General features: G+C 60.2%; 21 protein-coding genes. 2 read left to right on the forward strand and 19 right to left on the reverse strand.

The window, feature by feature from the left end:
* Positions 1 to 117: 117 nt before the first annotated feature.
* The 8 genes from AC3WK5_RS18960 to ccoG all read right to left on the reverse strand — a co-directional run bounded on the left by AC3WK5_RS18960 (position 118) and on the right by ccoG (position 8,762).
* On the reverse strand, positions 118 to 666 hold the full coding sequence (locus AC3WK5_RS18960) for an adenine phosphoribosyltransferase (protein ID WP_103315351.1): 549 nt from the start codon (positions 664 to 666) through the stop codon (positions 118 to 120).
* 78 nt (positions 667 to 744) lie between these two features.
* Positions 745 to 1,479 carry a fumarate/nitrate reduction transcriptional regulator Fnr gene (gene fnr, locus AC3WK5_RS18965; protein WP_054593218.1) on the reverse strand — a complete coding sequence of 245 codons (735 nt, stop codon included), beginning with the start codon at positions 1,477 to 1,479 and terminating at the stop codon, positions 745 to 747.
* Positions 1,480 to 1,558: 79 nt separating this feature from the next.
* Positions 1,559 to 2,941, reverse strand: a complete 1,383-nt coding sequence (gene hemN, locus AC3WK5_RS18970) for an oxygen-independent coproporphyrinogen III oxidase (protein ID WP_103315350.1) — start codon at positions 2,939 to 2,941, stop codon at positions 1,559 to 1,561.
* 318 nt (positions 2,942 to 3,259) lie between these two features.
* Positions 3,260 to 3,943, reverse strand: coding sequence for a sulfite exporter TauE/SafE family protein (locus tag AC3WK5_RS18975; protein WP_103315349.1), 684 nt, complete (start codon positions 3,941 to 3,943; stop codon positions 3,260 to 3,262).
* On the reverse strand, positions 3,936 to 4,166 hold the full coding sequence (gene ccoS, locus AC3WK5_RS18980) for a cbb3-type cytochrome oxidase assembly protein CcoS (protein WP_019689547.1): 231 nt from the start codon (positions 4,164 to 4,166) through the stop codon (positions 3,936 to 3,938). Before ccoS ends, AC3WK5_RS18975 begins: the two co-directional genes overlap by 8 nt.
* 22 nt (positions 4,167 to 4,188) lie before the next feature.
* Positions 4,189 to 6,639, reverse strand: coding sequence for a heavy metal translocating P-type ATPase (locus AC3WK5_RS18985; RefSeq protein ID WP_103315348.1), 2,451 nt, complete (start codon positions 6,637 to 6,639; stop codon positions 4,189 to 4,191).
* A gap of 156 nt (positions 6,640 to 6,795) precedes the next feature.
* Positions 6,796 to 7,335: a FixH family protein gene (locus AC3WK5_RS18990; protein ID WP_054593213.1), complete on the reverse strand. Its 540-nt coding sequence runs from the start codon at positions 7,333 to 7,335 to the stop codon at positions 6,796 to 6,798.
* Positions 7,336 to 7,346: 11 nt separating this feature from the next.
* Positions 7,347 to 8,762 carry a cytochrome c oxidase accessory protein CcoG gene (gene ccoG, locus AC3WK5_RS18995; RefSeq protein ID WP_103315347.1) on the reverse strand — a complete coding sequence of 472 codons (1,416 nt, stop codon included), beginning with the start codon at positions 8,760 to 8,762 and terminating at the stop codon, positions 7,347 to 7,349.
* A 472-nt stretch (positions 8,763 to 9,234) separates the two neighbouring features.
* Here ccoG and AC3WK5_RS19000 point away from each other — a divergent pair, with 472 nt between their 5' ends.
* Positions 9,235 to 10,245 carry a metallophosphoesterase family protein gene (locus tag AC3WK5_RS19000; protein WP_103315346.1) on the forward strand — a complete coding sequence of 337 codons (1,011 nt, stop codon included), beginning with the start codon at positions 9,235 to 9,237 and terminating at the stop codon, positions 10,243 to 10,245.
* A 78-nt stretch (positions 10,246 to 10,323) separates the two neighbouring features.
* On the opposite strand, the gene ccoP (AC3WK5_RS19005) is transcribed toward AC3WK5_RS19000, so the two are convergent.
* The 8 genes from ccoP (AC3WK5_RS19005) to ccoN (AC3WK5_RS19040) form a co-directional block, all read right to left on the reverse strand.
* Positions 10,324 to 11,301 (reverse strand): cytochrome-c oxidase, cbb3-type subunit III, encoded by a 978-nt coding sequence (gene ccoP, locus AC3WK5_RS19005; protein WP_054593210.1) that lies wholly within the window; start codon positions 11,299 to 11,301, stop codon positions 10,324 to 10,326.
* Complete coding sequence (locus AC3WK5_RS19010; RefSeq protein ID WP_003175465.1) at positions 11,298 to 11,483, reverse strand: CcoQ/FixQ family Cbb3-type cytochrome c oxidase assembly chaperone; 186 nt, start codon at positions 11,481 to 11,483, stop codon at positions 11,298 to 11,300. The genes ccoP (AC3WK5_RS19005) and AC3WK5_RS19010 overlap by 4 nt, the downstream gene beginning before the upstream one ends.
* 5 nt (positions 11,484 to 11,488) lie before the next feature.
* Positions 11,489 to 12,097, reverse strand: coding sequence for a cytochrome-c oxidase, cbb3-type subunit II (gene ccoO, locus AC3WK5_RS19015; RefSeq protein WP_054593209.1), 609 nt, complete (start codon positions 12,095 to 12,097; stop codon positions 11,489 to 11,491).
* On the reverse strand, positions 12,097 to 13,539 hold the full coding sequence (gene ccoN, locus AC3WK5_RS19020) for a cytochrome-c oxidase, cbb3-type subunit I (RefSeq protein ID WP_054593208.1): 1,443 nt from the start codon (positions 13,537 to 13,539) through the stop codon (positions 12,097 to 12,099). Before ccoN (AC3WK5_RS19020) ends, ccoO (AC3WK5_RS19015) begins: the two co-directional genes overlap by 1 nt.
* 483 nt (positions 13,540 to 14,022) lie before the next feature.
* Positions 14,023 to 14,976: a cytochrome-c oxidase, cbb3-type subunit III gene (gene ccoP, locus AC3WK5_RS19025; protein WP_054593207.1), complete on the reverse strand. Its 954-nt coding sequence runs from the start codon at positions 14,974 to 14,976 to the stop codon at positions 14,023 to 14,025.
* On the reverse strand, positions 14,973 to 15,179 hold the full coding sequence (locus tag AC3WK5_RS19030; RefSeq protein WP_103315423.1) for a cbb3-type cytochrome oxidase subunit 3: 207 nt from the start codon (positions 15,177 to 15,179) through the stop codon (positions 14,973 to 14,975). The genes ccoP (AC3WK5_RS19025) and AC3WK5_RS19030 overlap by 4 nt, the downstream gene beginning before the upstream one ends.
* 9 nt (positions 15,180 to 15,188) lie before the next feature.
* Positions 15,189 to 15,797 carry a cytochrome-c oxidase, cbb3-type subunit II gene (gene ccoO / locus AC3WK5_RS19035; RefSeq protein WP_103315345.1) on the reverse strand — a complete coding sequence of 203 codons (609 nt, stop codon included), beginning with the start codon at positions 15,795 to 15,797 and terminating at the stop codon, positions 15,189 to 15,191.
* A 10-nt stretch (positions 15,798 to 15,807) separates the two neighbouring features.
* Positions 15,808 to 17,232 (reverse strand): cytochrome-c oxidase, cbb3-type subunit I, encoded by a 1,425-nt coding sequence (gene ccoN / locus AC3WK5_RS19040; RefSeq protein WP_103315344.1) that lies wholly within the window; start codon positions 17,230 to 17,232, stop codon positions 15,808 to 15,810.
* Positions 17,233 to 17,330: 98 nt separating this feature from the next.
* On the opposite strand from ccoN (AC3WK5_RS19040), the gene AC3WK5_RS19045 reads away from it, so the two are divergent.
* Positions 17,331 to 18,008 (forward strand): alpha/beta family hydrolase, encoded by a 678-nt coding sequence (locus AC3WK5_RS19045; RefSeq protein ID WP_103315343.1) that lies wholly within the window; start codon positions 17,331 to 17,333, stop codon positions 18,006 to 18,008.
* A gap of 206 nt (positions 18,009 to 18,214) precedes the next feature.
* Here the strand turns inward: AC3WK5_RS19045 and AC3WK5_RS19050 are convergent, their stop codons facing one another.
* The 3 genes from AC3WK5_RS19050 to acnA all read right to left on the reverse strand — a co-directional run bounded on the left by AC3WK5_RS19050 (position 18,215) and on the right by acnA (position 23,547).
* Entirely contained in the window at positions 18,215 to 19,780 is a 1,566-nt protein-coding gene (locus AC3WK5_RS19050; RefSeq protein ID WP_103315342.1) for a methyl-accepting chemotaxis protein, read from the reverse strand.
* 100 nt (positions 19,781 to 19,880) lie between these two features.
* Positions 19,881 to 20,672 (reverse strand): CPBP family intramembrane glutamic endopeptidase, encoded by a 792-nt coding sequence (locus tag AC3WK5_RS19055; protein WP_103315341.1) that lies wholly within the window; start codon positions 20,670 to 20,672, stop codon positions 19,881 to 19,883.
* Positions 20,673 to 20,796: 124 nt separating this feature from the next.
* The gene (acnA, locus tag AC3WK5_RS19060; RefSeq protein WP_103315340.1) at positions 20,797 to 23,547 is read right to left on the reverse strand and encodes an aconitate hydratase AcnA; all 2,751 of its coding nucleotides are present in this window, start codon (positions 23,545 to 23,547) and stop codon (positions 20,797 to 20,799) included.
* Positions 23,548 to 23,622 lie beyond the last annotated feature (75 nt).

Raw genomic sequence — 23,622 nt, forward strand, 5'->3', positions numbered from 1 at the left:
GGTCTGAGCGGCTCAGTGTGGCGGCGCCCCCATCGCGGGCAAGCCTTGCTCCTACAGGAGACGGTGCTTTTCGTAGGAGCAAGGCTTGCCCGCGAGGGCGTCGGTGACGACGCCGACTTATCTTTCGTTCAACGCAAACTGTGTCAGGCAGAACGTCGGGATGCCCATGTCTTCCAGGCGCTGGGAGCCGCCCAGTTCCGGCAGGTCGATAATTGCCGCGGCTTCGAAAACCCGCGCGCCCATGCGCCGAATCAGGTTGGCCGCAGCGATCAGCGTACCGCCAGTGGCGATCAGGTCATCGAAGATCAGCACCGAGTCGCCTTCGCAAAGGCTGTCGGCGTGAACTTCAAGAAAAGCTTCGCCGTACTCGGTCTGATACCCCTCGGACAGTACGTCAGCCGGCAGTTTGCCTTGCTTGCGAAACAGCACCAGTGGCTTGTTCAACTGATAGGCGAGGATCGAGCCGATCAGGAAACCGCGCGCATCCATGGCGCCGATATGCGTGAAGTCGGCCTCGACATAGCGGTGCGCAAAGCTGTCCATCACCAGACGCAGGGCCTTCGGGGACTGGAACAGCGGGGTGATGTCGCGAAAGATCACGCCCGGCTTTGGAAAATCGATCACGGGGCGGATCAGGGATTTGATGTCGAAGGAGTCGATGACCATCGTCGAGGTGTCCTGGCAGGCTACAAACGGCGAAGTATAACTGCGGCCGGGCGGGTTCGCTCAGCCGCAATCGCAACGTCAGCCTTCGACCGAGCCACCGGCCAGTGCACACAGCTGGATCGGGTCGAGGATGTGCACTTCCTTGCCTTCGGCGGCAATCAGCTCGTTCTGCTGGAAGCGCGTGAACACCCGGGACACTGTTTCAACGGCGAGGCCCAAGTAGTTACCGATTTCGTTGCGCGACATGCTCAGGCGGAACTGGTTGGCAGAGAATCCGCGTGCGCGGAAACGTGCTGACAGGTTGACCAGGAACGTGGCGATGCGCTCGTCAGCGGTCTTTTTCGAGAGCAGAAGCATCATTTGCTGGTCGTCACGAATCTCGCGGCTCATCACGCGCATCAATTGGCGGCGCAACTGTGGCAGTTGCAGGGCCAGTTCATCGAGACGTTCGAAAGGAATTTCGCACACCGAGGTGGTTTCCAGTGCCTGGGCTGAAACCGGGTGACTCTCGGTGTCCATGCCCGACAAGCCCACCAGTTCACTCGGCAGGTGGAAGCCGGTGATCTGTTCTTCGCCGCCATCGCTCAGGCTGAAGGTTTTCAACGCGCCGGAGCGTACTGCAAAAACGGAATCGAACTGATCGCTCTGACGGAACAGAAACTCGCCTTTTTTCAGCGGGCGACCACGTTTGACGATATCGTCCAGCGCATCCATGTCTTCCAGATTCAGCGAAAGTGGCAGGCAGAGGGGTGCCAGGCTGCAATCCTTGCAATGTGCCTGGCTGTGAGCGCGCAGTTTAACTGGCTCGGACATTTCTTAGATCCTTGTGGGAAAACACACATAAGACGTAAGGGTAACCCACGCAATGACATCGAAGCCAGCCTATGGTGTCTTAAATTACCCGAGAGAAACGTTGGCGATTCTGTTGTTCCAGGTAGGCATCGAAGACCATGCACACCGAACGGACCAGTAACCTTCCGGCCGGCAGGACCACGATTTTTTCGCTGTCGAGTTCGATCAGGCCATCCTCGGCCATGGCCTGCAACTGCGGCCAGAGCTCGCTGAAGTAGCCGCGAAAATCGATGTTGAAGGCCTGCTCGATCTGGGCGAATGCCAGGCTGAACGTACAGATCAGCTGCTGAATCACTGCCCGCCGCAGACGGTCGTCCTGGTTGCACAGCAAACCACGGCTGGTGCCCGGTTGCGCGCTGGCCAGAGTGTTTTGGTACTGATTCAGGTCGCTGCTGTTCTGGCAGTACAAATCGCCGATCTGGCTGATGGCCGACACGCCAAGACCGATCAGGTCGCAATGGCCGTGGGTGGTGTAACCCTGGAAGTTGCGTTGTAGCGTCGACTCTTCCTGTGCGATGGCCAGCTCATCATCCGGCAGGGCGAAATGGTCCATGCCGATGTAGCGATAACCGGCGGCGGTCAGTTGCTCGATGGTGCGCTGAAGCATGTTCAGCTTTTCGGCGGGGGCCGGCAGGTCGCTGCTGTTGATTCGCCGCTGTGGCATGAAACGTTCGGGCAGGTGCGCGTAGTTGAACACCGAGAGCCGATCCGGTTGCAGGTTGATGACTTCGTCCACGGTGCGGGCGAAGCTCTCGGCGGTTTGCTTGGGCAGGCCGTAGATCAGGTCGATATTGATCGAGCGGAACTGCAAGGTGCGCGCCGCCTCGATCACTGCGCGGGTTTCTTCCAGGCTCTGCAGGCGGTTGACCGCACGCTGTACGGCCGGGTCAAGGTCTTGCAGGCCGATGCTGACCCGGTTGAAACCCAACTCGCGCAGCAGGCCCATGGTTGACCAGTCGGCTTCGCGTGGGTCGATCTCGATGCCGTAATCGCCAGAGTCATCGTCCAGCAGGTTGAAATGCTTGCGCAGTTGCGCCATCAACTGGCGCAGTTCGTCGTGGCTGAGAAAGGTCGGGGTGCCGCCGCCGAAATGCAGTTGCTCGACTTTCTGGTTCGGGTCCAGGTGACAGGCGATCAGCTGGATTTCCTGTTCCAGGCGCTGCAGGTAGGGCAGGGCGCGGCCACGGTCCTTGGTGATGACTTTGTTGCAGGCGCAGTAGTAGCAGATGTTTGCGCAGAACGGCACGTGCACATATAGCGACAGTGGGCGCAGGGCCTTGCGGCTTTCGCGCAGGGCATGGAACAGATCGAAAGTACCGACCTGACTATTGAATTGCACCGCGGTCGGATACGAGGTGTAGCGTGGTCCCGCCAGGTCGTAACGGCGGATCAGATCTGTGTCCCAACGAATGGCGTCGAGCATGCGGGCATTCCCCCGGATAGGCTGGCAGTGGTGGCGAGTCTAGGGGGTGCGACGTTGGGGCATCTTGATTTGCATCAAGGGTAACCGGAAGTGGTGCGGCCCTTTGTAGCAGCTGCCGCAGGCCGCGTTCGAGGACGTAGTCCTCGCAAATACGATGCATGCGGTTTCACTGAGACAGCGAGGTGGATGGTTTTACTTGTGGCGAGGGGGCTTGCCCCCGTTCGGCTGCGCAGCAGTCGTAAGATCATAGGCAGGATACGATTGCAGATTTTGGGGCCGCTTCGCAGCCCAGCGGGGGCAAGCCCCCTCGCCACAGTTTTAGTGCCCCATCAACCAATGCTGATGCGGTCCCGGCAAGGTCCAGATACCAAACAGGATCACCAGCAAGCCGCCGGTCATGCGCACGCTGCGTTTGCGCAGTAACGCCGTGACCCGTTCGGCCGCAAGGCCAGTGGCCAACAAAACCGGCCAGGTGCCAAGGCCAAACGCGAGCATCAACAACGCGCTGTCGATGGCATTGCCCTGGCTGGCAGACCACAACAGCGTGCTGTAGACCAAACCGCACGGCAGCCAGCCCCAGAGTGCGCCGAGCAGCAACGCACGCGGCAGGCTCGACACCGGCAACAAACGGTTGGCAACGGGTTGTATGTAGCGCCACAGGCCACGTCCCAGGCTTTCGATGCGGGTCAGGCCACTCCACCAGCCGGCCAGGTACAGGCCCATGGCGATCAGCAGCAAGCCGGCGAGGATGCGCATGAACATCGCCGCCGGGCTGTTGGCCACCGCCCATCCCGCCAGGCCGATCAGCAGACCGGCAGTGGCGTAACTGAGAATCCGCCCGAGGTTGTACGCCAGCAACAGGCGAAAGCGCCGGCTGCGCTGTTCCTTGGGAATCGCCAGGGTCAACGCGCCCATCAACCCGCCACACATGCCCAGGCAATGCCCGCCGCCGAGCAGGCCAAGGATCACCGCAGAAACCAGCAGTGGCGCCAACTCAAGCATGAGGCGGGGCCTTGTCGCTCGGCTTGGCCGGATCGGTCGGCGCGTGACCGCTGGCTTCGTCGACTGCTGCCTGATGGCTCGGGTCCTGGTCGTCGAACAGGATGCTGTGGGCCGGACCGTCGAGGTCGTCGTACTGACCGCTGTCGACCGCCCAGAAGAAAATGTAAATGGCGATGGCGACGATCAGCAGCGCTGCCGGGATCATCACATAAAGAGCTGGCATCTGGACTCCATGCCTGACCGGATCAAACCGGTAGCGGGCGGGTGACTGGCGTGGCGCTGGCGCTTGGCTGGCTCGGCATGCGAGTCAGGCGAAGTGCATTGAGTACCACGGTCAGCGAACTGATCGACATGCCGACCGCGGCCCATACCGGAGTGATCCAGCCGAGGGCGGCGAACGGCAACATGAAGCCATTGTACAGCCCGGCCCACAGCAGGTTCTCGATGATTACCCGACGTGTACGCCGGGCCAGGCTGAAGGCTTGCACCAAGGCGTCGAGACGATTGGACAGCAGCACCGCATCGGCGCTGGTTTTCGCCAGATCGGTGGCCGAGCCCATGGCCACGCTGATGTCGGCGGCGGCCAGCACCGGCACGTCGTTGACCCCGTCGCCGAGCATCAACACCTTGCGGCCCTGCTGGTGCAACTGCTTGAGCACCTGCAGCTTGTCATCCGGGCGCAAGCCGCCGCGGAACTCGTCGATACCCAACTCGGCGGCGACACTGGCAACCATCGGCGAGCTGTCGCCGGACAGCAGCAACGTGCGCCAACCGCGTGCTTTACACGCCGCGAGCAGCGCTGGTGCGTCGTTGCGCAGGCGGTCGTCGAGCACGAACCAGGCCAGCGCGCCATGGCTGTCGCCAAGCAACAGCCATTGACCGGCTTCATCCGGGATTGCCGGCACAGCACAGCCGCTGAGTTCGCAGACAAATGCCGGTTGACCGATGCGCAGGCGCTGTTCGCCGACCCGGCCCTCAAGGCCCAGTCCTGGGGTGCTGAGGACTTCTTCGGCGGCCAGCGGCGCTCGGCCAAAGGCGCGGGCAATCGGGTGTTCAGAACGGCTCTCCAGGGCGGCGGCGAGGCCCAGGCACTGATCGCTGTCGAGTGCGCCCAGTGCTCGAATCGAACGCAAGGCCAGGCGACCTTCGGTGAGTGTGCCGGTTTTGTCGAAAATTACCGTGTCGATTTGATTCAGGCCTTCCAGCACGTGGCCGCGGGTCAGCAGCAGGCCGAGTTTGTGCAAGGTTCCGGTGGCGGCGGTGAGTGCGGTCGGCGTGGCCAGTGACAAGGCGCAGGGGCAGGTCGCGACCAGCATCGCCAGCACGATCCAGAAGGCGCGGGATGCATCCAGCTCCCACCAGAGCAAACCGATGGCAGCAGCGGCAATCAGCGACAACAGCAGGAACCACTGCGCAGCGCGGTCGGCAATTTCTGCCAGTCGCGGCTTCTCGGCCTGGGCGCGATCGAGCAGGCGGACGATAGCCGAGAGGCGAGTGTCCTGGCCCAGCGCGAGCACTTCGACGGTCAGTGCGCCCTCGACATTCAGGGTGCCGGCCGTCACCGCATCGCCGAGCGTCCGGGGTTGCGGCAGGTACTCACCGGTCAGCAGCGACTCATCGATGCTCGACTGGCCATCGAGGATTTTGCCGTCGGCCGGGAGGATGGCGCCGGGGTGCACCAAAACATGGTCACCGAGACGCAACTCGCTGAGCAGGATGCGCTCGCTCTGGCCGTCCGCACTCAGGCGCAGGCACGATGCGGGCAGCAGGTTCACCAATTGTGCGGTGGCGGCGGCGGTGCGTTCACGGGCGCGGCGCTCCAGATAGCGGCCCGCCAATAGAAACAGCGCAAACATCCCGACCGCGTCGAAATACAGCTCGCCGACGCCAGTGATTGAGGTCCAGATCCCGGCGAGGTAGGCGCCGCCGATGGCCAGCGACACGGAAACGTCCATGGTCAGGTGGCGGGTGCGCAGATCGCGCATCGCACCTTTGAAAAACGGCGCGCAGCTGTAGAACACAATCGGCGTGGTCAGGAACAGAGCGACCCAGCGCAGGATGGTGTGCAGCTCGGGGCTGAGGTCGATATTGAATTCCGGCCAGGTGGCCATGGTCGCCATCATTGCCTGGAACCACAGCAAGCCGGCGACGCCCAGTTGGCGCAGGGCCAGGCGGTTTTCGCTGGCCAGTTGTTCGCTGGCGCGGTCGGCCTGGTAGGGGTGGGCGGCATAACCGATGTGACGCAGTTCGCTAAGCAGCTGGCTCAACGGCAACTGGCTGTCGGTCCAGCGCACGTGCAGGCGATGGTTGGACAGGTTCAGGCGCGCCTCGGCCACGGCCGGCAGGCTGCGCAGGTGTTTCTCGATCAGCCAGCCGCAGGCCGCGCAGCTGATGCCTTCCATCAGCAAGGTGGTTTCAGCGAGTTCGCCTTCGTGGCGAACAAACGGTTGTTGCACGTCGGCGCGGTCATACAGCGCCAGTTCGTCCACCAGTTGCACCGGCAAGGCTTCAGGGTTGGCCGAAGCCTCGCTGCGATGGCTGTAATAGTGCTCCAGCCCGCCCGCGACAATCGCCTCGGCCACGGCCTGGCAACCCGGACAGCAGAGCTCGCGGGTTTCGCCGAGGATGACGGCGGTAAACCGGCTGCCGGAGGGAACGGGCAGGGCGCAGTGGTAGCAAGGCGTTGGGGTGGTCATGGGGTTTTCACTAGTGCCGCTGAATCTCTGTCGTCGGGTAGGGCCTCTTCGCGAGCAAGCCCGCTCCCACATTAGATTTGTGTCGTGCACAATTTTGAGTGCGCTGAAGATCCAGTGTGGGAGCGGGCTTGCTCGCGAATGCGCGAAGCGCAGGTGTTACTGCTTCAGATCTTCCGCGCCTTGCAGCGGTTCGTCACCGAGCAGCAAATGCTTGTCGTGGCCAATCTGTTCTTCTTCGAACAGGCGCCACACGTGATCGTCCTGGCTGCCCAGCAGCTCGACGAAGCGCCGGCCTTCGATCTTGTCGGTCAACTGGCCGATATAACGACCCGGTTCGGCCGCGCTTCGGGTCAGGGTGATCTTGCGATCTTTATCCGGCTGGGTTGGCGAGATCAGGTTCAGTTCGAGGGTCGCTGGCGTGCTGTTGCCGGTCAGGCGCACGTCGACTTCACCGGTCACCTCATCCAGATGCACGTTGGCGCGCAACAGCAGGGTCTGGGCCAGCAACTCGCGGTCCAGCGAACGGTTGATGCCTTTGCCCGCCTCGTAGTAATTGTCGTTGACCAGGTTGTCCGGGTTTTTCACGGCAATGGTCACCATGGACAAGGTCAGGGTCACCGAACAGGTCAGAATCCCAATGATGATCCATGGCCAGAGGTGCTTGTACCAGGGGCTGGTGGCAGTTGCTGCGGGCATGATGACTTCTCTCAACGAATTTGTGGGCCGATGAATCGGCTCTTGGCTTCAACGTGGACGCTGTTGTCGTCGGCATCCTTGAGGGTGAATTTCACCTCGTTGGTGCTGGACGGCAGTTGTTCCGGTGCACTCGACAGCTCGACCGGCATGCTGAAGATTTCGCCAGCAGCCACCTTGATCTCGCGCTTGCCTTGCAACTTGAGATCCGGCAGTCCTGAGGCTTCCAGCACGTAAGTGTGGTCGCGCTGGTCCTTGTTCATGACTTTGAGGCTATAGACGTTCTCGATCCGGCCTTCGGCGTTTTCGCGGTACAGCACACGGTCCTTGCTGACATCGAAGCCGACCAGCGAGCGCATGAAGAACGCGGTGATCAGCAAGCTGATCATGGCCAGCAACACCAGCGCGTAGCCGATCAGGCGCGGACGCAGTTTATGGGTTTTTTGCCCGGACAGGTTGTGCTCGGTGGTGTAGCTGATCAGCCCGCGCGGGTAGTCCATTTTGTCCATGATGCTGTCGCAGGCATCGATGCAGGCGGCACAGCCAATGCACTCGATCTGCAAGCCGTCACGGATGTCGATGCCGGTCGGGCACACCTGAACGCACATGGTGCAGTCGATGCAGTCGCCCAGGCCCTGAGCCTTGTAGTCGATGCCTTTTTTGCGCGGACCACGGGCTTCGCCGCGGCGCGGGTCGTAGGAGACGATCAGCGTGTCCTTGTCGAACATCACGCTCTGGAAGCGCGCGTAAGGGCACATGTAGATACACACCTGTTCGCGCAACCAGCCGGCGTTGCCGTAAGTGGCGAGGGTGAAGAAGCCGACCCAGAAATACGACCAGCCATCAGCCTGGCCGGTGAAGAAGTCGATCGTCAGTTCACGAATCGGTGAGAAGTAGCCGACAAAGGTCATGCCGGTGACGAAACCGATCAACAACCACATCGTGTGTTTGCTGAGTTTGCGCAAGAACTTGTTGGCGCTCATTGGCGCCTTGTCGAGCTTGATGCGCTGGTTGCGGTCGCCTTCGGTGACCTTCTCGCACCACATGAAAATCCAGGTCCAGACACTTTGCGGACAGGTATAGCCGCACCAGATGCGTCCGGCATACACGGTAATGAAGAACAGGCCGAAGGCGCTGATGATCAACAGGCCGGACAGCAGGATGAAATCCTGCGGCCAGAAGGTCGCACCGAAGATGAAGAATTTGCGCTCTGGCAGGTTCCACCAGACCGCCTGGTGACCGCCCCAATTGAGCCAGACCGTGCCGAAATACAGCAGGAACAACGCGGCGCCGCCCGCCATCCGCAAATTGCGGAACAGGCCGGTGAAGGCGCGGGTGTAGATTTTTTCCCGAGAGGCGTAGAGATCGACGCTGTTATTTGCGTTCTTGGCAGGCGGGGTGACGTCGTGTACCGGAATCTGGTTGCTCATCATTGCATCCCACGGCAGTGGAAAAATGCCTCGGTCAGTACGTGCCGACCGCGGTCAAAAAGGGTGTTGCAGTGGCGTAATGATACGCCTGTCGCTCTAGCTCAAGGGTGCGACCTTTGGTCGCGTTGGTGGAAATTCGTAGATGGTGTAGCAAATGTAACAAATCGTGATGCAGATCAATTGACTTGTTGAGTATAGCTATCCGTCCGCCCAGGGTTACTACCGCGCGCCTGCAAGGGGCGTACCGACTCCGATTCCCTCATCCACCTCCTTCCACTGTCTGACATTCATTGGCGCTGGACTATATAGAACATTTTTTAGTGAGTGTTTTGAAGTGTGCGAGTGTCAGTGGATGTTGGAAATATCCGCTGTTGATCTGCAGAGGTCGGTAGTTTGTTAATTATCAAGGGGCGATATATTTTGCAGTTGCCGCTATGGAGTGGCTGTTAAATATCGATGGAAATGGACTTCTATGACTTTATATAAAGAGCGTGTGTGGCTGGTGTGTCTTGCGCTGGCGTTGGTTATCCCTGTGGTCTATGGCGCCTCGTCGGCAGAGACGCCGCGCCATATGGTGTTTGTATCGGATTCGCAATACCCCTGGACTGATCTCACGGATGATAATCTTCCGGACCCCAACAAGGAGGCGCGCTCAAAAGAGCTGATAGAGTTGCAGTACTCCGATATTTCAAGTTTCAGGAAGTTGAATGGCGGGGCATCCCGCATACCGGTGATGATTAACGGTGATATCACAGCCTTTGGTCATGGTGGCGAACGTTCATACATGAAGTCGGTTTTCGAGAATAAACTGGAGGGGCTATATGATTACGGGCTGGGTAATCATGACTATGCCAATAACGTGGACGACTGTTTCCTGAATAGCTGTGCGGCTGGCAGTGTCAACGATCTCAAGGAGCGCTACTGGGGAAAAGTCGAATCCATGGATCTGGCGGCAAGAAGCTCGGGCGTGGGGACGATCTTTTATGGCAGCCTCGCTTACTCGAAAAATGTCGGTGATGTGCACATGGTTCAACTGAATAATGAACCGACCTATACCGTCAGTTTTACCTCCGGCAATCCATTTGCTCCGACAGTGTTTGAAATTACCCCTGCGCTTGACTGGCTGGAGGGGGATCTAAAGAGCGCTCGGGAGCAGGGCAAGATCATTATTCTTAATATGCACAAGGTTTTCGATTGGAAGGGTGATGACGAGCAAATTGCACGATTTCAACAAATGCTCGAAAAATACCGGGTGACGGCGGTCTTTGGTGGGCATGATCACTGGGGCGCGGGGACTTACTTTGATTGGGGCAAGTCACAGTACTTTGGTGATGTACCGGTCTTTCTAAGCGGCTCTGCCTCCCAACAAACTTATCTGATTGCCAGTTTTACCGCTGACCGGCAGTCGCTGGCGGTCAGCGTTGTCCGCAACAGTAACTGGCCAAGCCGAAAGCTCGATCAGGTCATTCCGGTCTTGAAGTAGGCAAATGAATGACGGAAATGAAAACGGCCCCGCCAGATCACTGGCGGGGCCGTTTTTTAGTGCGATCACGCGTTTGCCTTACTCGGCGTCAGCAGCTTTCTCACCGTGAGACAGGCTGTAGACGTAAGCGGCCAGCAGGTGAACCTTGTCGTTGCCTTGCAGCTGTTCTTGCGCAGGCATCTGGCCCTGACGGCCGTAACGGATGGTCTGCTGCAGTTGAGCGAAGCTCGAACCGTAGATGAACGCGGCCGGGTGGGTCAGGTTAGGTGCGCCCATGGCTGGGGTGCCTTTACCTTCCGGACCGTGGCAAGCCACGCAGTTGGCAGCGAAAATCTTCTGGCCGGCAACCGGGTCGGCCTTGGCGCCTTCCGGCAGCTTGCGGCCATCGAGGTTGGTCAGCACGAACGCGGCAACATCACTGACGCCTTGCTCGCCGATCACTTCACCCCAGGCTGGCATCATCGCGTGACGGCCGCCCATGATGGTGGTCTTGATGGTTTGTGGCTCGCCGCCCCAACGCCAGTCTTCGTCGGTCAGGTTAGGGAAGCCGTAAGCGCCTTTGGCGTCGGAGCCATGGCAAACCGAGCAGTTGGAGGCGAACAGGCGGCCACCCATCTTCAGGGCTTGTGGGTCCTTGGCAACTTCTTCAATTGGCATGGCTGCGAATTTGGCGAAGATCGGACCGAACTTGGCGTCCGATTTGGCCATTTCCTTTTCCCACTCGTGAACGCCGGTCCAGCCGGACTGGCCGTTGGCGAACGCGGTCTGCTTCTCGTTGTCGAGGTAGCCGTAACCCGGCAGCAGGCCTTTCCAGTTGCCCAGGCCCGGGTACAGCACCAGGTAGCCGAGGGCGAAGATGATGGTGCCGACAAACAGCATGAACCACCATTTCGGCAGCGGGTTGTCATACTCCTCGATCCCGTCGAAGGCGTGGCCAACCGTCTCATCCGTCTGCTCGGCGCGCTGGCCCTTGCGGGTCGACAGCAGCAGCCAGGTCAGGGCGAAAATGGTACCCAGACTGAGGACTGTGACGTACAGACTCCAGAACGTAGTCATTCTTTGTTACTCCTAGAAGCTTGCTCGACGTGCTTGATGGCTTCGGGATCATCCGCGAAAGGCAGCAAGGTCGCGTCTTCAAACTCCGACTTGCGCTTGGGGCTGAACACCCACAGCGCCAGACCGATAAAGGCAACCATCACGACAACGGTGCCCAGGCCACGAATCATCCCGATATCCATCCAGATCACCGTTTGCTTTTGATGATGGTGCCCAGGCCTTGCAGATAGGCCACCAGCGCGTCCATTTCGGTTTTGCCCTTCACGGCATCTTTTGCACCGGCGATGTCTTCGTCGGTGTAAGGAACGCCGAGGGTGCGCAAGACTTCCATTTTCTTCGCGGTGTCCTTGCCGTCGAGCTTGTTTTCCACGAGGAACGGGTAAGCCGGCATTTTCGACTCTGGCACCACGTTGCGCGGGTTGTACAAGTGCGCACGCTGCCAGTCATCGGAGTAACGACCGCCAACGCGGGCCAGGTCCGGACCGGTACGCTTGGAGCCCCACAGGAACGGGTGGTCCCAGACGCTTTCACCGGCTACCGAGTAGTGGCCATAACGTTCGGTTTCAGCACGGAACGGACGGATCATCTGCGAGTGGCAGCCGACACAACCGTTGGCGATGAAAATGTCACGGCCTTCAAGTTCCAGCGCCGGGCGTGGCTTCATGCCTTCAACCGGCTTGTTGGTCACGTCCTGAAAAAACAACGGGACGATCTGGGTCAGGCCGCCGATGCTGACGGCGATGACCATGAAGAAGGCCAGCAGGCCAATATTCTTCTCGACTGCTTCATGCTTCATCAGTGAGCTCCAACGACAGCGATCTGAGCGGCGGCTTCAGCATCTTCCGGATTCGAGGCGCGTACGGTGCGGAACACGTTGTACGCCATGAACAGCATGCCGCTGGCAAAGAACGCACCGCCAAGGGCGCGAACGATGAAACCAGGGTGGCTGGCTTGCAGGGCTTCAACGAAGGAGTAGGTGAGGGTGCCGTCATCGTTGATTGCACGCCACATCAGGCCCTGGGTGATGCCGTTGACCCACATCGAAGCGATGTAGAGCACGGTGCCGATAGTCGCGAGCCAGAAGTGCGTGTTGATCAGGCCGATGCTGTGCATCTGCGCACGACCGAAGATTTTCGGGATCATGTGGTACAGCGCACCGATCGAAATCATCGCTACCCAGCCCAAGGCACCGGCGTGTACGTGGCCGATGGTCCAGTCAGTGTAGTGAGACAGCGAGTTGACAGTCTTGATGGCCATCATCGGGCCTTCGAAGGTCGACATGCCGTAGAACGCCAGGGACACGACCAAAAAGCGCAGGATCGGGTCGGTGCGCAGCTTATGCCAGGCGCCCGACAGGGTCATCATGCCGTTGATCATGCCGCCCCAGCTTGGCGCCAGCAGGATGATCGACATCGCCATGCCCAGCGACTGAGCCCAGTCCGGCAGTGCGGTGTAGTGCAGGTGGTGCGGGCCAGCCCAGATGTACAGGGTGATCAGTGCCCAGAAGTGCACGATCGACAGGCGATACGAGTAGATCGGACGCTCGGCCTGTTTCGGCACGAAGTAGTACATCATCCCCAGGAAGCCGGTGGTCAGGAAGAAACCTACCGCGTTGTGGCCGTACCACCACTGGATCATGGCATCAGTCGCACCGGCGTACGCCGAGTAGGACTTGAAGAAGCTGACCGGCAAGGACGCGTGGTTGACGATGTGCAGCATCGCCGTCACGACGATGAAGGCACCGTAGAACCAGTTACCGACATAGATGTGCTTGGTTTTGCGCTTGACGATGGTGCCGAAGAACACCAGGCCGTAGGTGACCCAGACGATAGCCAGCAGGATAGCCAGGGGCCATTCCAGTTCCGCGTATTCCTTGGTGGTGGTGTAACCCAGCGGCAAGGTAACGATCGCGCCGACGATCACCGCTTGCCAACCCCAGAAGTGGAAGGCGGCGAGGCTGTCGGAAATCAGTCGCGTTTGGCAGGTTCGCTGCACGACGTAATAGGAAGTGGCAAACAGTGCACAACCACCGAAGGCGAAAATCACCAGGTTGGTGTGCAACGGGCGTAGGCGTCCAAACGTCGTCCACGGCAGGCCGAAATTCAACTCCGGCCAGACCAGTTGTGAGGCGATGAAGACACCGAGCCCCATGCCAAGGATCCCCCAGACCACCGTCATGATGGCGAACTGGCGGACTACCTTATAGTTATAAGCAGTCGGACTGATTGCTGTGCTCATTCTAAGGTTCCACGGTTTAGGTGTTTTATTAGGGATAAAAATCGGTCGCAAGTATGGAGAAAGCGGGGGGTCATTGCAACGCGCCATGACCTGCGTCAATGCTTTCAAAAGCTGATTCTGCGGCCTTTCCATGCTCCGCGTAGGGACAAAATTGCCCATGGACAAAATGTCTCGGCGGACCAAAAAGGCGAGGGGGTCGGGTCAGGTGTAACTGGGTGTGTTCAAACGAGGCGGGCAGGTGACAGACGGCAATTTGCGCGACAGCCGGTATCTACCAGCCTTTGCGGCCTGTCATCGAACAGATTCGTCGAACGCATCGTGTACGGTTGACCTTTGACCGGCTGTTGCCAGTCCGCTTCGAAGCAAGCGTAGACGCGAATCCACCGAACCGAAAGGCAGACCAATTGAGGGGTGCGACAATGCGTCGCAAAGGAGCAGGGAACTGCCGCATTCGGGTGAATGCAGCAGTTGGGCAGTGAAGATTTATTCGGTTTTGCTTTCAGCCTGCAAACGCTCGGCGTTCGGGCTGTGAGACAAGCTGTACACATACGCGGCCAGCAGTTGCACCTTGTCGTTGCCGAGCAGTTCGTGCTGCGCCGGCATCTGACCCTGGCGACCATGGCGAATGGTCTGTTGCAGTTGCGTCAGGCTGGTGCCGTAGATGAAACCTGCCGGTTGCGTCAGGTTTGGCGCCCCCATCAGTTCCGTGCCCTGGCCGTTTGCACCGTGACAGGCTACGCAAGTGGTGCTGAACGTTTGCTGTCCGGCTTGCAGGTCAGCACCGCTGTCGGCTGGCAACGGCAGGCCGGCGAGTTCGTGACGCACATACGCCGCGACATTTTTCACCCCGGTCTCACCCAGTACGTCACCCCAGGCCGGCATGGCCGCCATGCGTCCGCCCATGATCGTGGTCTTGATGGTTTCGGCACTGCCGCCCCAACGCCAGATGTTGTCGGCGAGGTTGGGGAAACCAAACGCGCCCTTGGCATCCGAGCCGTGGCAGACCGCGCAGTTGGAGGCAAACAGGCGTCCGCCCATTTTCAGCGCTTGCGGATCCTTGGCGACTTCTTCCACGGGCATGGCCGAGAATTTGGCGTAGATCGGCCCGAACTTGGCGTCGGCCTTGGCCATCTCCCGGTCCCATTCCTTGGTCTGGGTCCAGCCGTCCTGATAGCCGGGCAGTACGCCTTTCCAGTTGCCCAGGCCCGGATAAAGGATCAGGTAGCCGACGGCAAACACCAGGGTCCCGGCGAACAGCATGAACCACCACTGCGGCAGCGGATTGTCGTACTCCTCGATGCCGTCGAAGCTGTGGCCCATGGTCTGGTCGACGCTGCCCTTGGTTTCGCCCTTGCGGGTGCCGATCAGCAGCCACGTCAGGCCGATCAGGCTGCCAATGGTCAGTACGCAGATCCACGTACTCCAGAAGGTGGTCATGGCCGGGTACTCCTTGTTGTTGCTGTTTCTTGGCTAGTGGTGTCGTCGGGTTGCGGTTCGTCGGCAAAAGGCAGCAGACGCGCTTCGGCGAAATCCGGGCTGCGTTTGCCGTTGAACACCCACAGCGCCAGTCCGACAAACGCTACGAAGACGACGACGGTGCCCAGGCCGCGGATCATTCCGCTACTTAATTCAAAGAACATGGCCATGGCTCACCTCTTGCTCTTGATCGCAGTGCCGAGCACTTGCAGGTAGGCGACGAGCGCGTCCATTTCGGTCTTGCCCTTGAGCGTTTCGACGCTGCCTGCAATGTCTTCGTCGGTGTACGGAACGCCGAGGGTACGCATGGTCCGCAACTTGGTTTCGGTGTGGCTGCTGTCCAGCGTGTTGGCCACCAGCCATGGGTAGGCGGGCATCTTCGACTCGGGCACCACGTTGCGCGGGTTGTACAAGTGCGCGCGGTGCCAGTCTTCCGAGTAGCGACCGCCGACCCGGGCCAGGTCCGGACCGGTGCGCTTGGAGCCCCACAGGAACGGGTGATCCCAGACGCTTTCACCGGCCACCGAGTAGTGGCCGTAGCGCTCGGTCTCGGCGCGGAACGGGCGAATCATCTGCGAGTGGCATTGCACGCAACCTTCGCGGATGTAGATGTCGCGACCTTCGAGCTGCAGCGCGGTGTAAGGCTTCATGCCTTCGACCGGCTTGTTGGTGACGTCCTGGAAGAACAGCGGGACGATCTGGGTCAGACCGCCGATGCTCACCGCGAAGACCATCAGCAGCAACAGCAGGCCGACGTTTTTCTCAATCGTTTCGTGTTTCATGGCGGACTCCTCAGGCCATCTGCGCCGCGGCGGCGACTTCGGCTGGCTGTGCGGCACGCACGGTGCGCCAGGTGTTGTAAGCCATCAGCAGCATGCCGCTGAAGAAGATCGCGCCGCCCACCAGTCGCACGACGTAGCCTGGGTGGCTGGCCACCAGGGTTTCGACGAAGGAGTAGGTCAGCGTGCCGTCTTCGTTGACCGCGCGCCACATCAGGCCCTGGGCGATGCCGTTGACCCACATCGAGGCGATGTAGAGCACGGTGCCGATGGTGGCAAGCCAGAAGTGCGCGTTGATCAGGCCGAGGCTGTGCATCTGCGTGCGGCCGAAGATTTTCGGGATCATGTGGTACAGCGCGCCGATCGAGATCATTGCCACCCAGCCGAGTGCGCCGGCATGTACGTGGCCGATGGTCCAGTCGGTGTAGTGGGAGAGGGCGTTGACCGTCTTGATCGCCATCATCGGCCCTTCGAAGGTCGACATGCCGTAGAACGCCAGCGACACCACTAAAAAGCGCAGGATTGGGTCGCTGCGTAACTTATGCCAGGCGCCCGAGAGGGTCATCATGCCGTTGATCATCCCGCCCCAGCTCGGTGCCAGCAGGATCAGCGACATCACCATGCCCAGCGACTGCGCCCAATCCGGCAGCGCGGTGTAGTGCAAATGGTGCGGGCCGGCCCAGATGTACAGGGTGATCAGTGCCCAGAAGTGCACGATCGACAGGCGATACGAGTACACCGGACGTTCGGCCTGTTTCGGCACGAAGTAATACATCATCCCGAGGAAACCGGCGGTGAGGAAAAACCCTACTGCGTTGTGCCCGTACCACCACTGCACCATGGCATCCGTCGCACCGCCGTAGGCCGAGTAGGACTTGGTCCAGCTCACCGGCAGGGAGGCGTGGTTGACGATATGCAGGATGGCCACGGTGATGATGAACGCACCGAAGAACCAGTTACCGACGTAGATGTGCTTGGTCTTGCGCTTCATCAGTGTGCCGAAGAACACGACGCCGTAGGCGACCCAGACGATGGCGATCAAAATGGCGATCGGCCATTCCAGCTCGGCGTATTCCTTGGAAGTGGTGTAGCCCAGCGGCAGGCTGATGGCGGCCAGGACAATGACCAACTGCCAGCCCCAGAAGCAGAATGCGGCGATTTTCGGCGCGAACAGCTGCGTCTGGCAGGTACGTTGCACCGAATAGAAGGAGGCTGCGAACAGGGCGCAGCCGCCGAACGCGAAGATCACCGCGTTGGTGTGCAGCGGGCGCAAACGGCCGAAGCTGGTCCAGGGCAAATTGAAGTTGAGTTCAGGCCAGACCAATTGAGCCGCGAGAAAAACCCCGAGCCCCATGCCGACGATGCCCCACACCACCGTCATAATGGCGAATTGGCGGACCACCTTGTAGTTATAGGCGGTACTTAAAGAAGTGTTCATGGTTCCCCATCCACGGTTCAGCCGAAGTGAAAGCGTCCGCGCGAGGCGATGACGCTCCCTTCGCCTGGAGTTATAGGCAGATTAAAAGCGAGGCAAGCATGGACAAACAGCACAAGGCCAGTATTGACGGGGATCAATGGGCGCAGTGCGTGCAGGATCGCGGATGGCTGTGGGACGCCGCCTCGGTGCCGGCATCGGCGACGCTGATTCTCGCCCATGGCGCCGGCGCACCGATGGACAGTGACTGGATGAGCGACATCGCCGCACGCCTTGCCGGGCTTGGCGTCAACGTGTTGCGTTTCGAGTTTCCGTACATGGCGCAACGGCGCATCGACGGTGGCAAGCGTCCACCGAATCCGACGCCCAAATTGCTCGAATGCTGGCGTGATGTGTATGCCGTGGTGCGACGCCATGTCGCTGGGCGTCTGGCCATTGGCGGCAAGTCCATGGGCGGGCGCATGGCCAGTTTGCTGGCCGATGAGCTGGGCGCGGATGCGCTGGTGTGTCTGGGATATCCGTTTTACGCGGTGGGCAAACCGGAGAAGCCGCGAGTCGAGCATCTGGCCGGGCTCAAGACCCCGACGCTGATTGTGCAGGGTGAGCGGGATGCGTTGGGGAATCGTGAGGCGGTCGAGGGTTATACGTTAGCGTCGAGTATCGAGGTGCTTTGGCTGGTGGCTGGCGATCATGATTTGAAGCCGTTGAAGGCTTCGGGCTTTACTCATGAACAGCATTTGGCGGCTGCGGCCAGCAAGGTGGCAGCATTTCTCCTGTGAGTTATGCGGTGGTAGTGAGGGCCTCTTCGCGAGCAAACCCGCTCCCACATTAAATCTCGGGTGTACGCAAGTTCTGTGAACGACCGAGAACCAATGTGGGAGCGGGCTTGCTCGCGAAAGCGATCTACCGGGTGATATCACTTTCAGATTGGCAATAAAAAACCCGGAAGCATCACCTCCCGGGTTTTTGTATTTGCCAGCAACGATCAGCGGTTAAACCGCTCCACCAACGAATACTGGGTATTCGCCGTACGGGTCAGCTCTTCACTCAGTAACGCCGAGTTCTGTGCCTGTTCCGAGGTCTGGTCGGCCAGTTGCGCAATGGTGCTGATGTTGCGGCTGATCTCTTCGGCTACTGCACTTTGCTCTTCGGTCGCGGCAGCGATTTGGGTGGTCATGTCGGTGATGTTGGCTACCGCTTCGCTGATACCCACCAGAGCCTGGTCGGCTTCCAGAACCCGCGCCACGCCTTCTTCAGCCTGACGGTGACCCGCTTCCATGGTTTGCACCGCGGTGCTGGCGGTCTGCTGGAGCTTGGCGATCAGGGTGTGGATTTGCCCGGTCGACTCGCTGGTGCGTTGCGCCAGTTGCCTTACTTCGTCGGCAACCACCGCAAAACCACGGCCCATCTCACCGGCGCGAGCCGCTTCGATGGCCGCGTTCAAGGCCAGCAGGTTGGTCTGGTCGGCAATGCCTTTGATCACATCGACCACGCCACCGATTTCGTCGCTGTCCTTGGCCAATTGGGTCACGGTCAGGCCGGTTTCGCCGACCACCACCGACAGGCGCTGGATCGCGTCACGGGTTTCACCGGCGATATCACGGCCACGACCGGTCAGGCGATTGGCTTCCTGGGTCGCGTCAGCGGTGCGTTGCACGTGGCTGGCGACTTCCTGGGTGGTGGCGGCCATCTGGTTGACGGCGGTCGCCACTTGCTCGGTCTCGACGCGCTGACGTTCCAGGCCGGTCGAGCTTTTGTGCGCCAGGGTGTCGGACTGTCGAGCTTGCTCGTTCAGGTGCTCGGCGGTGTCTTGCAGGCGAGTCAGGCAGGTTTTCAGACGGGCTTCCTGACTGAGGATCGACATTTCCAGGCGCGCTTGAGCGCCGCGGCTGTCGGTGTACATCTGCGCAATCAGCGGGTCGGATGTGGTCTGCTCGGCCAGGCGCAGCAAGCGCTTGAGGCCTCGCTGTTGCCAGCTCAAGCCCAGCAGGCCAAGCGGCACGGACAGCCCGGCAGCCAGCGCAAAACCCCACTGCGAGTTGAGTGTGGCGCCGATCATGAAGCTCAACTGGCTGACCAGAATGAATGGCAACCAGTCCTGTAGCACCGGCAGCCACTTGTCTGTTTGAGGAATCGCCGACTTGCCCTGATTGATGCGTTGGTAGAGCGCTTCGGCGCGGCGGATCTGTTCGGCGCTGGGCTTGACCCGCACCGACTCGTAACCGACCACCTGATTGCCGTCGAATACCGGTGTGACATAGGCGTTAACCCAGTAGTGGTCACCAGTCTTGCAGCGATTCTTGACAATGCCCATCCATGGCAAGCCTTGTTTCAGTGTGCCCCACATGTGCGCGAAGACCGCAGGTGGAACGTCGGGGTGACGGACCAGGTTGTGCGGTGCACGGATCAGCTCTTCACGAGAAAACCCGCTGATTTCGACGAAAGCATCGTTGCAGTAGGTGATCACGCCTTTGGCATCGGTCGTGGAAATCAACCGTTGCTGAGCCGGAAAGGTCCGTTCGCGTTGTGTAATGGGCTGGTTATTACGCATGGCTTTTTCAATCCGCAAGGCTTTGACAGGGTGTCGGCAGTGCCAGGAATAAATTGAAATTATTTTTCAATATTCAGCACTGGCGCACACTCCTTGATCTTCAACCCGCCAGCATTGGGTAGGTAAAGAGGCCGAAGTGCAGCAGATTCAAACCAAAGTGCGTGGCGATGGCGGCCCCCAGCCCACCGAAACGGTACGCCAGCCCATAACCGAACCCGGCAAGGCTCGCCAGCAGTACCCATTGCCAGCCAGCGCCGAGGTGCGCCAGACCGAACAACACTGTGGCGCCAAGCAGGGCGAGGTGTTCGCCGTAGCGCAGGTTCTTCAGACAGCGACTCAAACCGCCCTGGATGTAACCGCGAAACAGCGCCTCCTCGACCAGCGTCACCAGCAGCAGGTTGTTCAGCACCCAGAGCCAGGCTTTATCGGGCCACTTCGGTGCCCAACTGATCATACCCAGCAGCAGCGCACCACCAAGAGCGGCCAGCGCGCTCAAGGTCAGTGCCGCGGCGGTGGCATACAGCGAAAGGCGCAGGGAGCGGCGACCGACAATCCACGGGCACACCAGCAACAGCCAGAAGCCAATCAGTGGTTTGTCCAGATTCAGGTACATGGAAAACGGCACGGCATCCGCGCTGAAGCGTTCCGGGCCGATACCACGACCGTTGTAGAAACCGGGAAGCCAGTGCATGGCCAGCGCCACCGCCAGGAAAACGAACAGGCCGTGACCCAGGACGCGGCCGACCTGGATCTGTGGTTGGCGAACGGCAAAGCCGGCAAACGCTAACAACCCGACGGAAATGGCCGCCAGCCAGCCGAGGTGGCTGTAGACCAGGGCCAGTGCGTAGCCGATGGAGAGGAGTGCCAGATAGAGCCATGGCAGAGCAATCATGTGAAATCCTTGTGTCTGAGATTCTGCGAGCCACCTCGCTCCCACAGGAAGCGGTGCGATTAAAGGGACGTTCGCGACTCAAACAAAAACACCGTCCGAAGACGGTGTTTTTGTCAGTGCGACATTATGAAGCAATTAGTTGCCGCAACACGTAATGCAGGATCCCTCCCGCCTTGAAGTATTCCACTTCGTTCAACGTGTCGATCCGGCACAACACCTCCACCTTCTCGCTGCTGCCGTCCTCGCGGGTGATCACCAGCGTCAGGTTCATGCGCGGTGTCAGCTCGACGCCCGTCAGCCCTTGAATGTCGAGTGTTTCCTTGCCGGTCAGGTTCAGGCTCTTGCGGTTCTGGTCGAGCTTGAATTGCAGCGGCAGCACGCCCATGCCCACCAGGTTGGAGCGGTGAATCCGTTCGAAGCTCTCGGCAATCACCGCTTTGACGCCCAACAGGTTGGTACCCTTGGCCGCCCAGTCACGGCTTGAACCGGTGCCGTATTCCTGACCCGCAATCACCACCAGCGGGGTGCCCGCCGCTTGATAGCGCATGGCGGCGTCGTAGATCGCCAGTTTCTCCCCGGTCGGAATGTAGAGCGTATTGCCGCCTTCTTCGCCACCAAGCATTTCGTTGCGAATGCGGATGTTGGCAAACGTGCCGCGCATCATCACTTCGTGGTTACCGCGACGTGAGCCGTAAGAGTTGAAGTCTCGCGGTTCCACACCTTGTTCACGCAGGTAACGTCCGGCCGGGCTGTCGGCCTTGATGTTGCCGGCGGGGGAGATGTGGTCGGTGGTCACTGAATCGCCGAGCAGCGCCAGTACGCGTGCACCGCTGATGTCCTGAATCACCGGCAGCGGGCCGGAAATGTCATCGAAGAACGGCGGATGCTGGATGTAGGTGGAATCCTTCTGCCAGACGTAGGTCGCCGCTTGCGGGACTTCGATGGCTTGCCACTGCGCGTCTCCGGCAAACACCTCGGCGTATTCCTTATGGAACATCGCGGTGTCGACCTGCGCCACGGCGTCGGCGATTTCCTTGCTACTCGGCCAGATGTCCCGCAGGTACACCGGTTTGCCATCCTTGCCTTCACCTAGCGGCTCGCTGCTGATGTCCATGCGCACGCTGCCGGCCAAGGCATACGCGACGACCAGCGGCGGGGAGGCCAGCCAGTTGGTTTTCACCAGAGGGTGCACGCGACCTTCGAAGTTGCGGTTGCCGGACAGCACCGAGGCGACGGCCAGGTCGGAGCTCTGGATGGCTTTTTCAATCGGTTCCAGCAACGGCCCGGAGTTACCGATACAGGTGGTGCAGCCGTAGCCGACCAGTGAAAAGCCCAATTCATCGAGGTATTGGGTCAGGCCGGCGGCCTTGTAGTAGTCGGTAACCACTTTGGAGCCCGGCGCCAGAGAACTCTTCACCCACGGTTTGCGCTTGAGGCCTTTCTCCACGGCTTTCTTGGCCACCAGCCCGGCCGCCATCATCACACTCGGGTTGGAGGTGTTGGTGCACGAGGTGATGGCGGCAATCACCACGGCACCGTTTTTCAGCCGATACGTCTGGCCCTCGTACTCGTAGTCCGCTTCGCTTACAAGATCGGCATTGCCGACCGCGACGCCACCGCCACCTTCGCTTTCGAGGCGACCTTCTTCCTTGCTGGTGGGGCGGGCAGGCTTGACTTGCAGGCCGAGGAAGTCAGTGAACGCCTGGGCGACATTTGGCAGCGACACCCGGTCTTGCGGGCGTTTGGGGCCGGCGAGGCTGGCTTCGACGCTGCTCATGTCCAGCGCCAGGCTGTCTGTGAACACCGGCTCCTGGCCGGGCAGACGCCACAGGCCCTGGGTTTTGCAGTAGGCCTCGACCAGTTTGACCACGGCGCTGGGCCGACCGGACAGGCGCAGGTACTCCAGCGTCACTTCGTCCACCGGGAAAAAGCCGCAGGTGGCGCCGTATTCCGGGGCCATGTTGGCGATGGTTGCGCGATCCGCCAGCGGCAACTCGGCGAGGCCATCACCGTAAAATTCGACGAATTTGCCGACCACGCCTTTCTTGCGCAGCATCTGGGTGACGGTCAGCACCAGGTCGGTGGCGGTGATGCCTTCCTTGAGCTTGCCGGTGAGTTTGAAACCGATCACTTCCGGGATCAGCATCGACACCGGTTGGCCGAGCATCGCCGCTTCCGCTTCGATGCCGCCAACGCCCCAGCCGAGTACGCCGAGGCCGTTGATCATGGTGGTGTGGGAATCGGTGCCCACCAGCGTATCGGGGAAGGCATAGGTGCGGTCGTCTTCATCCTTGGTCCACACCGTGCGGCCAAGGTATTCCAGGTTGACCTGGTGACAGATGCCCGTGCCCGGCGGCACCACGCTGAAGTTGTCGAAGGCGCTCTGGCCCCAGCGCAGAAAGGCGTAACGCTCGCCATTACGCTGCATTTCGATGTCGACGTTCTGGGTGAAGGCCGTGCTGCTGGCGAATTTGTCGACCATCACCGAGTGGTCGATCACCAGGTCCACCGGCGACAGCGGATTGATTCGCTGCGGATCGCCGCCGGCCTTGGCCATGGCGGCGCGCATGGCCGCGAGGTCGACCACCGCCGGCACACCGGTGAAATCCTGCATCAACACGCGTGCGGGGCGGTACTGGATTTCCCGATCGCTGCGCCGTTCTTTGAGCCAGGCGGCGAGGGCCTTGAGGTCGGCGCCGGTGACGGTTTTTTCGTCCTCCCAGCGCAGCAGGTTTTCCAGAAGCACTTTGAGCGACATCGGCAGCTTGTCGAGATCGCCCAAGGACTTTGCGGCTTCCGGCAAGCTGAAATAATGGTAGGTCTTGTCGTCTATTTTCAGCGTTTTAAGGGTCTTCAGACTATCGAGGGACGGCATTGAAATGACTCCTTTGGGTCCGCACGGCTACGGACTGGCGGGACAGACAGAGTTCTTAACCTAGCCCTGTTTGGA

This window comes from Pseudomonas sp. FW306-02-D09B (assembly GCF_058782685.1).